Source organism: Novispirillum itersonii subsp. itersonii ATCC 12639 (assembly GCF_000381985.1).
GTDB classification, from domain to species: Bacteria; Pseudomonadota; Alphaproteobacteria; order Rhodospirillales; family Rhodospirillaceae; genus Novispirillum; species Novispirillum itersonii.
The window spans coordinates 109,933-122,572 of the sequence record NZ_KB907337.1 but is presented as its reverse complement, the minus strand read 5'-3'; the positions used below and the strand labels follow the sequence as shown (position 1 = coordinate 122,572).

At 64.1% G+C, this 12,640-nt stretch carries 12 protein-coding genes; 7 read left to right on the top strand and 5 right to left on the bottom strand.

Annotated elements, in window-relative coordinates; translation table 11 throughout:
* The first annotated feature begins 31 nt into the window (after window positions 1-31).
* The 7 genes from G365_RS0100565 (at window position 32) to G365_RS0100535 (ending at window position 8,783) form a co-directional block, all read left to right on the top strand.
* On the top strand, window positions 32-967 hold the full coding sequence (locus tag G365_RS0100565) for an AEC family transporter (protein ID WP_019643549.1): 936 nt from the start codon (window positions 32-34) through the stop codon (window positions 965-967).
* Between the two features lie 106 nt (window positions 968-1,073).
* Entirely contained in the window at window positions 1,074-1,706 is a 633-nt protein-coding gene (locus G365_RS0100560) for an exopolysaccharide biosynthesis protein (RefSeq protein ID WP_019643548.1), read from the top strand.
* Window positions 1,707-1,892: 186 nt separating this feature from the next.
* Window positions 1,893-3,542: a Na/Pi cotransporter family protein gene (locus tag G365_RS0100555; RefSeq protein WP_019643547.1), complete on the top strand. Its 1,650-nt coding sequence runs from the start codon at window positions 1,893-1,895 to the stop codon at window positions 3,540-3,542.
* A gap of 88 nt (window positions 3,543-3,630) precedes the next feature.
* The gene (locus tag G365_RS0100550; RefSeq protein WP_019643546.1) at window positions 3,631-3,996 is read left to right on the top strand and encodes a response regulator; all 366 of its coding nucleotides are present in this window, start codon (window positions 3,631-3,633) and stop codon (window positions 3,994-3,996) included.
* 194 nt (window positions 3,997-4,190) lie between these two features.
* Complete coding sequence (locus tag G365_RS0100545; protein ID WP_019643545.1) at window positions 4,191-5,819, top strand: FAD-dependent oxidoreductase; 1,629 nt, start codon at window positions 4,191-4,193, stop codon at window positions 5,817-5,819.
* A 16-nt stretch (window positions 5,820-5,835) separates the two neighbouring features.
* Window positions 5,836-6,036 carry a DUF2783 domain-containing protein gene (locus tag G365_RS0100540; protein ID WP_019643544.1) on the top strand — a complete coding sequence of 67 codons (201 nt, stop codon included), beginning with the start codon at window positions 5,836-5,838 and terminating at the stop codon, window positions 6,034-6,036.
* Window positions 6,037-6,212: 176 nt separating this feature from the next.
* Window positions 6,213-8,783 carry a methyl-accepting chemotaxis protein gene (locus G365_RS0100535; protein WP_019643543.1) on the top strand — a complete coding sequence of 857 codons (2,571 nt, stop codon included), beginning with the start codon at window positions 6,213-6,215 and terminating at the stop codon, window positions 8,781-8,783.
* Between the two features lie 128 nt (window positions 8,784-8,911).
* On the opposite strand, the gene G365_RS0100530 is transcribed toward G365_RS0100535, so the two are convergent.
* The 5 genes from G365_RS0100530 to G365_RS0100510 all read right to left on the bottom strand — a co-directional run bounded on the left by G365_RS0100530 (window position 8,912) and on the right by G365_RS0100510 (window position 12,639).
* Window positions 8,912-9,715: a universal stress protein gene (locus G365_RS0100530; protein ID WP_019643542.1), complete on the bottom strand. Its 804-nt coding sequence runs from the start codon at window positions 9,713-9,715 to the stop codon at window positions 8,912-8,914.
* An 87-nt stretch (window positions 9,716-9,802) separates the two neighbouring features.
* On the bottom strand, window positions 9,803-10,642 hold the full coding sequence (locus tag G365_RS0100525; RefSeq protein ID WP_026344978.1) for a BKACE family enzyme: 840 nt from the start codon (window positions 10,640-10,642) through the stop codon (window positions 9,803-9,805).
* Between the two features lie 233 nt (window positions 10,643-10,875).
* Window positions 10,876-11,511 carry an SPOR domain-containing protein gene (locus G365_RS22540; protein WP_019643540.1) on the bottom strand — a complete coding sequence of 212 codons (636 nt, stop codon included), beginning with the start codon at window positions 11,509-11,511 and terminating at the stop codon, window positions 10,876-10,878.
* Between the two features lie 4 nt (window positions 11,512-11,515).
* The gene (locus tag G365_RS0100515; protein WP_026344977.1) at window positions 11,516-11,899 is read right to left on the bottom strand and encodes a DUF4280 domain-containing protein; all 384 of its coding nucleotides are present in this window, start codon (window positions 11,897-11,899) and stop codon (window positions 11,516-11,518) included.
* Entirely contained in the window at window positions 11,896-12,639 is a 744-nt protein-coding gene (locus tag G365_RS0100510; RefSeq protein WP_019643537.1) for a toxin-antitoxin system YwqK family antitoxin, read from the bottom strand. The genes G365_RS0100515 and G365_RS0100510 overlap by 4 nt, the downstream gene beginning before the upstream one ends.
* Window position 12,640: the final 1 nt, after the last annotated feature.

Sequence of the window (12,640 nt, the reverse complement as noted above, 5' to 3'; positions counted from 1 at the left end):
ACGGCAGACCCACCACGGCAGGATGACGCGGATGTACCAGACAATCGCCACAGCGGGCGGGCCGGTGTTTCTGCTGGTGGTGCTGGGCTATGTGCTGGCATGGCGTAAGGTCATGGACCTTGCCGCACAGCGGGCACTGAACCGGCTGGCGATGTGGGTGCTGATGCCCGCATCCCTGATGTATCTGCTGTCCCACGAAAAGCTGGCCGATATTTTCGACCCCGCCCTGTGGGGGGCGTTCTATGGCGCGGTGGCACTGGTGGCAGTGGTGGCGGTGGCGGTGCTGCGCCTGCTGTTCCGGTGCAGCCTGCCGGAAACTGCCGTGCTGATGATGGCCAGTACGTTTTCCAATCTGGTGCTGCTGGGGTTCCCGATTGTTGAAGGGGCCTATGGGCGCCCGGGGCTGACTATTCTGCTGATTGTGGTGTCAATCCATGCCGCCGTACTGGTGACCGTGACCGTCCTGATGGCGGAATGGGGCCTCAGCGGCGGGGGCAGCTGGAAGGCCCTGCGCAAAACCCTGTCCGGGGTGATCCGTAACCCGGTGCTGCTGGGCATCGCCGCCGGGGTCGTCCTGTCCCTGACCGGCCTGCGCCTGCCTGCCGTGCTCGATCAGGCACTGGGGCGGATTCAGGGGGCGGTCACACCGCTGTCCCTGCTGCTGGTCGGATCCGGCCTGTATGGGGTCAGGCTGCGCGGCGACCTGCGGATCAGCCTGTTTCTGGCTGCGGCTAAAACCCTGCTGCTGCCGCTGCTGGTCTTCTGCCTCGGGCGCTTTGTCTTTGCCCTGCCCCCGTTCACCGTCACGGTCTGCACCGTCATCGCCTGCATGCCGACCGGGGCAAACACCACCCTGATGGCCGGCACCTACCGGCTGGGAGAAAACCGGGTTGCCTCCTCCATCCTGATCGGCACCGCCATCAGCCTGACCATTGCGCCGGTCCTGATTGCCATCCTTGGGCCGTAAGGCAGGGAAAGCGCTGCCGGACAGTTGATTTCGCGAAAAGCCTGCCCAAGTGAAGGGAACAGCCCGCCTTAACCGGGTGCATCCATTTCCCCGATTCTGGATCAGCATGTCAGACATTGCGTCAGCATCCCCGCATTCCCCACACCGGCCGTCTGCCTCCGCCGTACTGGAAGCCTTAGCCGATGGCCCGGAAGACCGCCGCATCCGGTTTGGCGACATTACCGGCGCCCTTGATGAGCGGGCCTTCGGTGTTGCCATCGTTGCCCTTGCCGCCCCCTGTCTGGTCCCCATGCCCCTGCCCGGTTTCGGCCTGCTGTTTGGCCTGCCGCTGCTGATCATCACCCTGCAGCTGCTGATCGGCCTGTCCCGCCCATGGCTGCCCAAAGCCCTGTCGGAACGGTCTCTTGAGGCCCGGACATGGAAAAAGGTGATGTCCTTCGTCAGCCCCCGCCTGCACCGCATTGAAAAAATCCTCACCCCGCGTCTGCCGTGGATGTCATCCCGCGCCGCAGAGCGGATCACCGGCTTTCTGGCCGTGCTGGTGGTCGGCCTGCTGCTGCTGCCGGTCCCTTTCACCAATATCCCGCTGGGGCTGATTTTATGCCTGATCGGCCTCGGCCTGTTTGAACGTGACGGGGTGGTCCTGCTGGTCGGCTGGGGTCTGTCTCTGGTGGCGGTCGGCATCGCTGCCGGAGCCGTGATTACGGGGGGAACCGCCGTCCTGAGCATGCTGGGATAATCGTTCCCCCTTTTCACTTTCCATGCACATTTCAAAGAAAGCGCACATATCGCGCTTTTCTGAACGGTTTTCATTGACTGTTACCATTTTCTTACAGAAATATGACAGTCAGTGATTTCTGGAATGGTCCCAATCTCAGGCCGTCAGTCTACGGCCGGTTCAGACGATGGGATCGCGAGGTGTGCCATGGGCGAACTGTCGGTTCTTATCAACATTCTCGGCGCCGCCGCCCTGCTGCTGTGGGGCCTGCGGATGGTCGGCACCGGGGTGACCCGCGCCTATGGGGCCAATCTGCGCCGGTGGATCAACACCGGCATCAGCAACCGTCTGCGCGCTCTCGGGGCCGGAACGGTGGTGACACTGGCCCTGCAAAGCAGTACGGCCACCTGCTTTATGGCCGCGTCGTTCACCGGGCGGGGCCTGATGACCACCGCCACCGCACAGGCGGTGATGCTGGGGGCCAATATCGGCACCAGCCTGATGGTCAAACTGCTGACATTCAATGTCGGTCCGCTGTCAGCCCTGCTGATTCTCGGTGGCGTTGTGGTGTTCCGCTCCGGCGAAGGACGGCGGCGACATCTGGCCCGCATCGCCATCGGTCTTGGCCTGATGCTGCTGTCCCTGCACCTGCTGCACATCGCGTCAGAGCCCCTGCGCACCTCTCCCCAGCTTCAGGCCGTGCTGCATGACCTTGACGGTCTGTGGCTTGCCGGGCTGGCGCTGGCCGCGCTGATTGCCCTGCTGGCCCATTCCAGCATTGCCGCCATTCTGCTGATCCTGCCGCTGGCCGCGCAGGATTCCTTCGGTCTGCCGTTCGGGCTGGCACTGGTTCTCGGCTCCAACATCGGCAGCGCCCTGTCCCCGGTACTGGAAACCGGGCACGAGAAAGCCGCTGTCCGCCGGGTGCCTCTGGGCAACCTGATTGTACGCCTTGGCGGGGCGGCGCTGACCGTGCCGTTCCTTGACCCGCTGGCCCCCCTGCTGGCCAAAATCGATGCCGATCCGGTCGCGGTCCTCGTCAACTTCCACATCCTGTTCAATCTCACCCTGTCGGTACTGGCGCTGCCGCTGACCGGCCTGATCGCGGGCCTGACCCAGCGCCTGCGCCCGGATGAGGCAGTGACCGATGATCAGCGGCGGCCGCGCCATTTGGATGAATCCGCCCTCGGCAGCCCGACTGTGGCCATCGGGGCCGCCACCCGCGAAACGCTGCGCATCGGTGACCAGATCGAAGCAATGCTGTCCCTGTCCCTCGATGTTCTGCGCGGCGGCACCGCCAAACAGGCCGGAGAACTGGGCAAGATGGATGATGTTGTCGACAGCCTGCACGAAGCGGTGAAAATGTACCTTGTCCGCCTGTCCAACGAGGATATGGGGGATGAGGAACGCCGCCGCGCCAGCGAGATCATGACCTTTGCCATCAACCTTGAACATATCGGCGACATCATCGACCGCAATCTGAAGGAACTGGCGGAAAAGAAGATCAAGCATCACCTGAGTTTCTCGGATGAAGGGTTCCACGATATCGAGGCGATGTTCGCCCTGACGATGTCAAACCTGCGGGCGGCACTGGCGGTCTTTGTCTCCGGCGATGCCGGGCTGGCCCGCCAGCTGGTGGCCGAGAAGGCAGAAATGCGGCGGCTGGAACGCAGTGCCACCGATGCCCATCTCAGCCGGATCAGCAGCGGGCGGCGGGAAAGCATTGAGACCAGTGCCCTGCACCTTGACATCCTGCGCGATCTGAAGCGGATCAACGCCCATATCACCTCGGTGGCCTATCCGATTCTGGAACAGCGCGGCGAGCTGGAGCGTACCCGCCTGCGCCCGGCGGGATAAGCCCCGCCCCATAGGCCTTCAGACTCACTGGAGAGGCGGCAGACCCCATGCCATAGTCTGGAGCCAATCCAGAGAACAGAGTCCCGCCATGCCGACTATCCTTATCGCCGATGATGATCCGGTGATGCAGTCCCTGCTCAACGGTCTTCTGACCGCTCAGGGCCATACGGTTCATATCGCGGGCAATGGGGCCGATGCCGTCAGCGCCACCGCGTCACTTCAGCCTGACCTGATCGTCATGGATATGAGCATGCCCGGCGTCACCGGCTTTCAGGCCGTCCGGCAGATCCGGGCGCAGACCGGGGCGGCACCGCCGATCATCGGCCTGTCTGCCCATACCCTGCCTGAGGATTATACCGAGGCCTATACGGCAGGCTGTACGGCCTTCATCAGTAAGCCCTTCCAGCCCCGCGCCCTGCTGGAACGGATCCGCGATCTTCTGAAATCGCCATAAAATCAGGCCCTTGACCGTTGCCCCCCGAAAAAGACCCGCAGCCTGCGCTGCGGGTCTTGTCATTCGCGTCCGCCGCAGATAGTATCATTTGAAATGGTATCAAATGCAACTAAATGCCCAGCCATACGGCAGGCCGGATCAACCGTCCGCCGGGCAGGCATTCAACAGGAAACGACGCTGAAGGACGCACTCTGATGCTGCAAACCTACTCGTATCCCGAATTTCCCTATGTTCAGCCGCCGGAACAGATCTCCGGTCAGGTGGTGCGCAAAACCGCGGTGGTGGTCGGGGCCGGGCCGATCGGCCTGACCACGGCGCTGGACTTTGCCAGCCGGGGTATTCCGGTGGTTGTGCTTGATGATAACAACACTGTCTCCATCGGTTCGCGCGCGGTCTGTTACGCCAAGCGCCCGCTGGAGGTATGGGACCGTCTGGGCTGTGCCGACCGCATGGTCGAGAAAGGCGTCAGCTGGAAGATCGGCAAGGTGTTCCGGGATGAGGAACTGGTCTATCAGTTCGACCTGCTGCCGGAAGCCGACCACAAATACCCGGCCTTCATCAATCTTCAGCAGTACTATCTGGAAGAATACCTGCTCGACCGGGCAAAGGATTTCGGCGATCTGATCGACATCCGCTGGAAGAACAAGGTCGTCAGCCTGAAAAACCATCCCGATCACGTCCGCCTGTCGATTGAGACGCCCGACGGCATCTATGACATGGAAACCGAGTGGATGGTCGCCTGCGACGGCGCCAAATCTGACATCCGGACCATGATCGGGGCCGAATTCACCGGGCAGTTCTTTCAGGACCGTTTCCTGATCGCCGACGTGGTGATGAAGGCTGACTTCCCGGCGGAGCGCTGGTTCTGGTTCAATCCGCCGTTCCACCGCAACCAGTCGGTTCTGCTGCATATGGAAGCTGACAACGTCTGGCGCATCGACTTCCAGCTTGGCTGGGACTGTGATCCGGACGAGGAAAAGAAGCCCGAAAAAGTGATCCCGCGCCTGAAGGCGATGCTGGGCGAAGACGCCGAGTTTGAGCTGGAATGGGTCAGCGTCTATCAGTTTGCCTGCCGCCGTATGAAATCATTCCGCTTCGGGCGGCTGTTCTTCGCCGGGGACTCTGCCCATCAGGTCAGCCCCTTCGGGGCACGCGGAGCCAATACCGGGGTACAGGATGCCGATAACCTCGGCTGGAAGCTGAAGCTGGTGATTGACGGGCTGGCCCCCGACAGCCTGCTGGATTCCTATGACGCCGAACGGGTCTATGCCGCCGATGACAACCTGAAGAACTCCACCCGCTCCACTGATTTCATCTCGCCGAAGAGCCCGGTGTCGAAGGCTTTCCGCGATGCGGTGCTGGATCTGGCCAACCGCCATTCCTTCGCCCGCCCGCTGGTCAACTCGGGCCGCCTGTCCAGCCCGACGCCTTATGCCGTCTCACCGCTGAACACCCCGGACAGCGACAGCTTTGCCGGGACCATGCGCCCCGGCACCAACTGCGCCGACGCCCCGGTGCGGGTTGACGGCACCGACGGCTGGCTGCTGAACCAGCTCGGCGCGGGGTTCACCGCCCTGTATTTCAGCCCGGATGGCACCGTTCCCGCCGCGCTGGCAGCGCTGGCCGATGCCCCGGTGCCGGTGACACCGCTGGTGATCGGCGGCACGGTGGAAGACGTGAAAGGGCTGGTCGCACAACGCTATGACGCCACCCCCGGCACCGTCTATCTGATCCGTCCGGATCAGCATGTCGCCGCCCGCTTCCGCAGCTTCGACGCCCCCCGCTTTACCGCCGCGCTGAACACCGCGCTTGGCAAGAACTGAGCCTGAGGACCAGACCATGTCCCTGATCCTGACCCCGAACCTGCCCGCCCCTGATGACTTTTACGAAAAGCTGATCAACACGCACCGCGGCCTGAGCGACGAACAGAGCCGTGACGTAAACTGTAAGCTGGTGCTGCTGCTGGCCAACCACATCGGTGATCCGTCTGTGCTGGAACAGGCCCTCGCCGTGGCACGGGAAGGCTACGAGACCGCCTGATCTGCCGCAACACCGCTGCCAAACAACGGGCCGGAGGGGCATTTCCTCCGGCCCGTTACTATTTTGCCCGCCGGAGACTTCATCCATCACCTCAGCAAGATTTCTTAACCCTTTTGCAAACCAGTTTTGGCACTGTGTCGGTTCGGCGGAAAGACAGTAAAGCTTCGGGAGCGATCATGTCTGACGATCAGCGCATCGGTGAAACGGGCACCACGGCGGGCCTTCCCCCACAGGAAGGCAGCGCGGGGCCGCAGAATCCCGTTCCGCCCCCCGCAGACAGCCCCCCCGCGGCCAACAGCATCCCGCCGGAAGCCATACGGCCTGCTGCCGCAGCGGCCCGCCCGCGCCCGGCGCTGTGGATCGGCTCCTCCCTCAGTCTGATCTGGCTGGGGCTGATGGCCCTGTACATCGGCACCGGCCCGGGCCTGCCCGCCCTGCTGGCAGAACCGCCGCTGACCGTCGCCGCGCTGGGCACCGTCGCCACCCTGCCGGTACTGGCCCTGTGGCTGCTGGTCATTCTGTCAGACCGCAACAGCTCATTCCGTGCTGAGGCCGATTACCTTAAGCAGCAGATTTCGCTGCTGGTGATCCCTGATGAGGCCGGAGACAGCCGCTTCAGCCGCCTCTCAGAAACCCTGAAAGAACAGACCCGCGCCCTGAACGATGCCACCCGTGACGCGGTCCGTCAGGCGGAAACCGTGCGGGCGATGCTGAGCCGCGAATCCGGGGAACTGGTGCGGATCACCAGTGATATCGGTAAAGAAGCCGCACCTGCCCTGAACCGGGTGGCAGAGCAGGTCAAGGCGGTCAGCGACCTGATCGAACGGATCGGCACCACCACCAGCACCGCCGACTCTACTCTGGCGAAACGGCAGGAGGCGCTGGAAACCGCCGTCCGGATGGCCGATGCCGTTACGGAACGCCTGAGCACCACCTTTGACCGTCACAATGCCAGCCTGACCGGCCTGAACGACGAACTGACCCGCCGCACCACCGCGCTGGAAGGGCTGACCCACCGGCACGATGCAGCCCTGACCAATACCCGCAGCACCGCAGAAGTCTTTGAGCGCACCGCGCAGGCCCTGATCACCGGGGCCGACACTGCCGCCGCCGAAGTGTCTCAACATGCGGTTAGCATCCGCGAAACGCTGGATGGCCTGACCGGCCAGACGGAAGCCTTCTCCAGCCTGACCTCTTCGCTGAAAGAGACGCTGGGCGACTTCAACGACAGCCTGCACCGCAGTGCCGACGCGCTGGAAGAGCGCCACACCCGCCTGACCGATGCCGCCCGCACCACCACGCAGGAACTGGACGCCGCCACCGCCGCCGCCCTGGGGGACTTCAACGCTTTCCGCGATGTCGCCACCGATGCGCTGGAAGGGGCACAGGTTGCCGCCGCAGCCATTCACGACGCCTCACAGCAGGGCGAAGGGGTGCGCCGCCTGCTGGAACAGCAGGTCCGGGCGCTGGAAGAGGCCGTCCAGCAGACCGGCGAGAAGATTCATGCCATTTCCCTGTCCTGCACCGAGGAATCGCAGGGGATTGCTCAGGCGGCTGACCGGGCGGCGGAACGGATCCGCCATCTGTCGGATCTGATGTCCCGCTCGGCGGTCGATGTCACCCGCACCACGGCCCGCGCCGGGGTGGAAATCGAAACCGTGACCGAGGCGGTGAAACAGGGGGCGGCACAGATCAACACCATCACCACCGACATTCACGCTGCGGGCGAAGTGATCGCCGCCGAAGCCGACGCCGTGATCAACCACATCCGCGTTGCCACCGAAGGCATGCTGCACAGCATTGACGCCCTGACGCAGACCGGCGAAAGCTTCTCGGCAGAGGCCGGGCACATCACCCACGCCACCCACCAGACCACAGAAGCCATCCGGGCCCTGGCCGATGACCTGCGGACCGAGGCCGATCAGTTCGGTATGGTCACCGGCCATGCCATTGAACGGGCCGACAGCCTGCGGCTGACCCTGAATGCGGTGATGACCGACTTTGAACAGGCGGTTGATGCCGGAACCCAGCGGGTGGAGCAGTCAAGCCAGACCCTGCATGATGGCATGGACCGCTTTAATACCTCGGTCCGCGCCACCATGGAATCGCTGACCGGTGCCGGTGGGGCCCTGCGGGCCCAGGTCGACGGCCTTAACCTGCTGACCGAAGAAACCGAAGACAAACTCAGCCGCCTGAACGCGGCGATGAGGGACGGAGAAACCGCACTGGCACAGGCCGGGGCGCGGACCACCGAGCTGATTGTGCAGGCCGGGACGGAATTCAACCGTCATACCGAAGCCCTGATGGCCGGAGTACAGGCCGCCGGAGAACACGTCAAAGCGATGGAAAGCACCCGCGTTGACGTCAACCTCCAGCACTTCATCAGTGAAACGTCTTATGTCATCGACCAGCTGCACATGGCGGCAATTGACATCACCCGCCTGTTCAGCCCATCGGTCGAAGACGACCTGTGGAAACGGTACTACAAGGGGGAGCAGAACGCCTTCCTCAGCTACGCCGCCAAGGCAATCAACCGCACCCAGCTGAATGCGGTGAAGAAGATGTACATGGAGAACCGCGACTTCCGGCATGCGGTCAACCGCTACCTGAATGAATGCGAGGTCTTCATGAAGGCTGCGCATACCAACGAGCGCGGCGACATTCTGTCAGCGGTGTTCGCCTCTTCCGACATGGGCCGCCTGTATGCGGTGCTGGCCCGGGCCATCGGACGGATGGAGGCGGCCTGATCCGCCCCCCCTCCCGGCGGGAGATGCAGACAGCAAAACGGGGGCGGATCATCAGATCCGCCCCCGTTCTCATAAAGCCCCGGAGATCTTTTCTGCCGTCAGACAGACCCCGCCTGGGCCAGACCGCGTTAGTGGGACAGCAGCACCGGCACGGTCAGGTGGGCAATGATGTCACGGGTGACACCGCCACGCAGCATATGCGGGAAGCCATAATGACCGAACGCGCCCATCACCAGCAGGTCGGCGGCAATATCGGTGCAGTGTGACAGCACATAGTCAGCAACACCGATATCCTTCACTTCCAGCAGCTCGCGGTCAGCATTGATGCCGTGGCAGGCCAGATGGTCACACAGGCCCGACCCGTCCAGCGGGCGGGCACCCTGCGGGTTCATCGCCATCACCACCACGCGCTCGGCATCGCGGATCAGCGGAATGGAATCATTGGCGGCCCGGGCCGACTCACGGCCACCATTCCAGGCGACCAGCACACGGCTGCCGATGTTGGGGAACGACCCGGCATAGGGCAGCAGCAGAACCGGACGGCCGGAATTGATCACCACCTGCTCCGCCAGATCAGACGGGGTCCGGCTGCTGCGGTCTTCACGGTCAGTCTGGCCGAGAATGGTCAGGTCAGCGCGGCGGGCGGCCTCGATCATGGTCTGGGTGACCTGATGATGGTTGCCATGCACCAGCGACCGCCACACAGAGGGGACACCGGCAGCAGCGGTACGGGCCTCAAATTCCTTACCCGCTGCGTCGTAGGCGATCACCACCTCGGCTTCGGCGGTACGGCCCAGCAGACCGGAATCAACCTCGGCAAACACACCGACCACCCGGCCACCCCAGCGCTTGGCCAGAGAAATGGCGGTTTCCAGCCGGTCCATGGCGCGGTCGCTGCTGTCGAGATGAACGATCAGATTCTTGTAGCTCATTCTGCTGTAAACCCCTGTTTCGTTTTTAGGTTTGGTTTTTTTAGAGTTAAGCTGGGCCGAGGCCGGAACGGAAACCCCCGGAACGGGTCACCGCTCCGGGACCGGCGGCAGGTTAAGGATCTTGCGGGCCTCTGCCACCGAGGCTGCCCGAAAACCATAATTCATGCAACGGTCAGCCGCCCGCCGGACCAGCTGGGCATTGCTGCTGACCAGCTCGTCGCGGGTGATACGGATATTGTCTTCCAGACCGGTGCGGATGTGCCCGCCCAGATACAGGGCCCAGTCCATCACAATGTCCTGATGCCGCCCGAGGCCGGAGGCCATCCATGTGGAATCCGGGAACAGATTGAGCAGCTCCGCGACAATGAAATCCAGAACCTGACGGCGGGCCGGCAAGGCTCCCTGCCCCCCCAGCACGATATGGAAGTGCAGCGGCTCCCGCAGCAGGCCCTGATCGCACATGGTGCGGGCGGTATAGAGCATCGACAGGTCAAACACCTCGATGCACGGCTTGATGTGCAGGTCGGCGCAGGTGCGGGCCAGTTCGTCGATCACATCCGGCGGGTTGTGATAGACCCCGTTGGGAAAATTGACCGAGCCCAGCGCGATTGCCGCCATATCCGGGCGCAGCGGCAGGCTGGCCGCCCGCTCCGCCGGGGATCCGGCGACGCCGCCGGTTGACAGCTCGATGATCATGCCGGGGCAATGTTCGTACACGCCCTCCATCACCGCCGCGAACCGCTCGGGCAGGAAGCACGGGCGCTCCTGCTCATCCCGGACATGCAGGTGCAGCACGGTGGCCCCGGCCTCGAAGGCTTCATGGGCGCTTTCAATCTGCTCTGCCGGTGATACCGGCACTGCGGGATTATCAGCCTTTCTCGGGCGGGACCCGGTGATGGCGCAACAGATGACGATAGGACGACTCATCCCCACACTCCCTGATTTCCGCTTCAGGCGTCAGCCCGCTTCTCCCCCCGGAGGCGGCACGCCCCGGACCGGGGCGCGGCGATGACGTAACGGAAACCGGACATTCATGCAACAGAAGCCATATCCTACGAAAAAATCTGCTGCATTCCCAGAGGCATCACACCGGAATCACCGGATCTTCACGGAAAAGACGAAAGTCTCTGCCAAAAGCGGATCGGGCCGAAGAAAGCCGGTCATTCCGGGCGGGACGGAACAGCTTCTGCGACAGGTGACCCCGCAGCCGGTGGCGCCCCCGGCACGGCTGTCACCCGGACCGGATCCCAGCCTTTCTGCCGCAGGCGGGATACGGTGTCTGCCGCCCCCGGGGCCGTCAGGCCGGACAGTGACAGGGTAAACCAGCCCTGCCCGCGCCGGTCGGTCCATTGTGTCACCACCGGCGGCACCGCCAGCCAGAACAGGCTGCGCCGTGCCGTTTCCGCCTGATCCGCCGTTGGATACAGGCCGACCTGCACCGTCCAGCGGGCCACCGGCGGGGCCCCATCGGACGGAGGCGGCACCGGCAATTGCGGCGACAGCCCGAACAGATCGGCGACCTTGCCGCCCGCCGCCGGAGGCGGGGCGGTCTCCGCCGGTTTTGCCGCAGTAACGGCAGGACCGGCAGCAGGGGCAGCAGCCGGTGCAGCCACCGCAGAAACATGAGGCCCAGGAGCGGAAAGAGGGGCGGAAAGAGGGGCAGAAGCAGAAGCAGGGGCAGAAACAGGGGCCGGTGTCACCACCGGAGCGGCAGCCGGTTTCAGGGCGATGCCCCCGGCGGTCAGCAGACCGCCGCTCGCCCCGGCCAGCAGAAGGGTGCGCCAGTCCGTCCCCATCCTGTCAGTCCATCACCGTAACCTGCCCGGCGAAGCTGACCGTAATCATCCCCCCCCACAGGCAGGTCAGCATCGCCCCGTTATCGACAATCGGCATCGACCCGACCAGCACCATCGGCTGGGCCGGAATCCACGGGGCAACCGTGTTGGGGATGCAGGGCATCGGCGTCAGCACCCCCAGCGCCGCCGCTGTCGCCGCCGCCACCATCGGGTTGGCCATACTGGTGCAGACCCCAAAGGGCAAAATGTTCAGGAAGGGCTTGTTATCCATAATGTTCGCCACCGGCATGGCGGTCATCACCCGGTTGACCGGCAGCACCATCAGCGCTGACGGTGCCGCGCCGAAGCTGCAGGAACAGATCGCCCCGGCCTGACAGGGAAAGCTCATCTGTCCCCTCCCCCCATCAGTGACTTCAGCCGCCCCAGAAACGCTGAGGGCGAAGGCGGACCGGCGGGAGCAGCCGGAGCAGGACCGACCTTCCCTTCCCGCCGCAGTTCCGTCCCTCTGGCGTCAAACAGCTGCTGACCGACCAGAATCCCTTTCTGCCACCAGCGCACCCGCTGCGGCGTTGCGGTGCCGGGGGTATAGGCCGTCTCCGGGCCATCTGGCAGCCCCTGCGCAAAACCCCGCCGCGCCGTCACCTGCCCGGCAGGATCATAATCCTGCTGTATCCCATGCAACTGCCCGGCCTGCCACTGTTCCTGACGGACCACCGCCCCGGTCTCGCTGCGGTAGGTCGCCACCCCGTGCGGCACCCCGGCCTGATGCGGCACCTCGGCCTGCGGCGGGGCCCCGGGGGCCTGCTCCACCGTCATCACCCCGTCGGGCTGATCCTCCACATACGTCAGGCGGGCGGTCAGATGCCCGTTCTGCCATACTTCTGCCGGGCCATGCTTACGCCCGGCGACAAACGTCACCCGCATCTGCACCCGTCCCTGTGGGTCATACCACACGCCGACGCCGTCCGGCTTCCCCTGCACAAAAGGCAGATCCATCACCGGCCTGCCATCCTGCCACAGCCGGTACAGGCCCTGCACCACCCCGTCAACCATCGGTATTTCCGTCAGCGGGCGGCCCTGATCGTCAAAAGTCCGCAGGGGCTGGCCCGCGGTGCCTCCGGTGGTCATC

Coding starts and splice junctions, on each gene's coding strand:
- G365_RS0100540 (WP_019643544.1), top strand. CDS start 5,836: ATGTCCCTGATCCTGACCCCGAACCTGCCCGCCCCTGATGACTTTTAC.
- G365_RS0100565 (WP_019643549.1), top strand. CDS start 32: ATGTACCAGACAATCGCCACAGCGGGCGGGCCGGTGTTTCTGCTGGTG.
- G365_RS0100550 (WP_019643546.1), top strand. CDS start 3,631: ATGCCGACTATCCTTATCGCCGATGATGATCCGGTGATGCAGTCCCTG.
- G365_RS0100525 (WP_026344978.1), bottom strand. CDS start 10,642: ATGAGTCGTCCTATCGTCATCTGTTGCGCCATCACCGGGTCCCGCCCG.
- G365_RS0100560 (WP_019643548.1), top strand. CDS start 1,074: ATGTCAGACATTGCGTCAGCATCCCCGCATTCCCCACACCGGCCGTCT.
- G365_RS0100555 (WP_019643547.1), top strand. CDS start 1,893: ATGGGCGAACTGTCGGTTCTTATCAACATTCTCGGCGCCGCCGCCCTG.
- G365_RS22540 (WP_019643540.1), bottom strand. CDS start 11,511: ATGGGGACGGACTGGCGCACCCTTCTGCTGGCCGGGGCGAGCGGCGGT.
- G365_RS0100545 (WP_019643545.1), top strand. CDS start 4,191: ATGCTGCAAACCTACTCGTATCCCGAATTTCCCTATGTTCAGCCGCCG.
- G365_RS0100530 (WP_019643542.1), bottom strand. CDS start 9,715: ATGAGCTACAAGAATCTGATCGTTCATCTCGACAGCAGCGACCGCGCC.
- G365_RS0100535 (WP_019643543.1), top strand. CDS start 6,213: ATGTCTGACGATCAGCGCATCGGTGAAACGGGCACCACGGCGGGCCTT.
- G365_RS0100515 (WP_026344977.1), bottom strand. CDS start 11,899: ATGAGCTTTCCCTGTCAGGCCGGGGCGATCTGTTCCTGCAGCTTCGGC.
- G365_RS0100510 (WP_019643537.1), bottom strand. CDS start 12,639: ATGACCACCGGAGGCACCGCGGGCCAGCCCCTGCGGACTTTTGACGAT.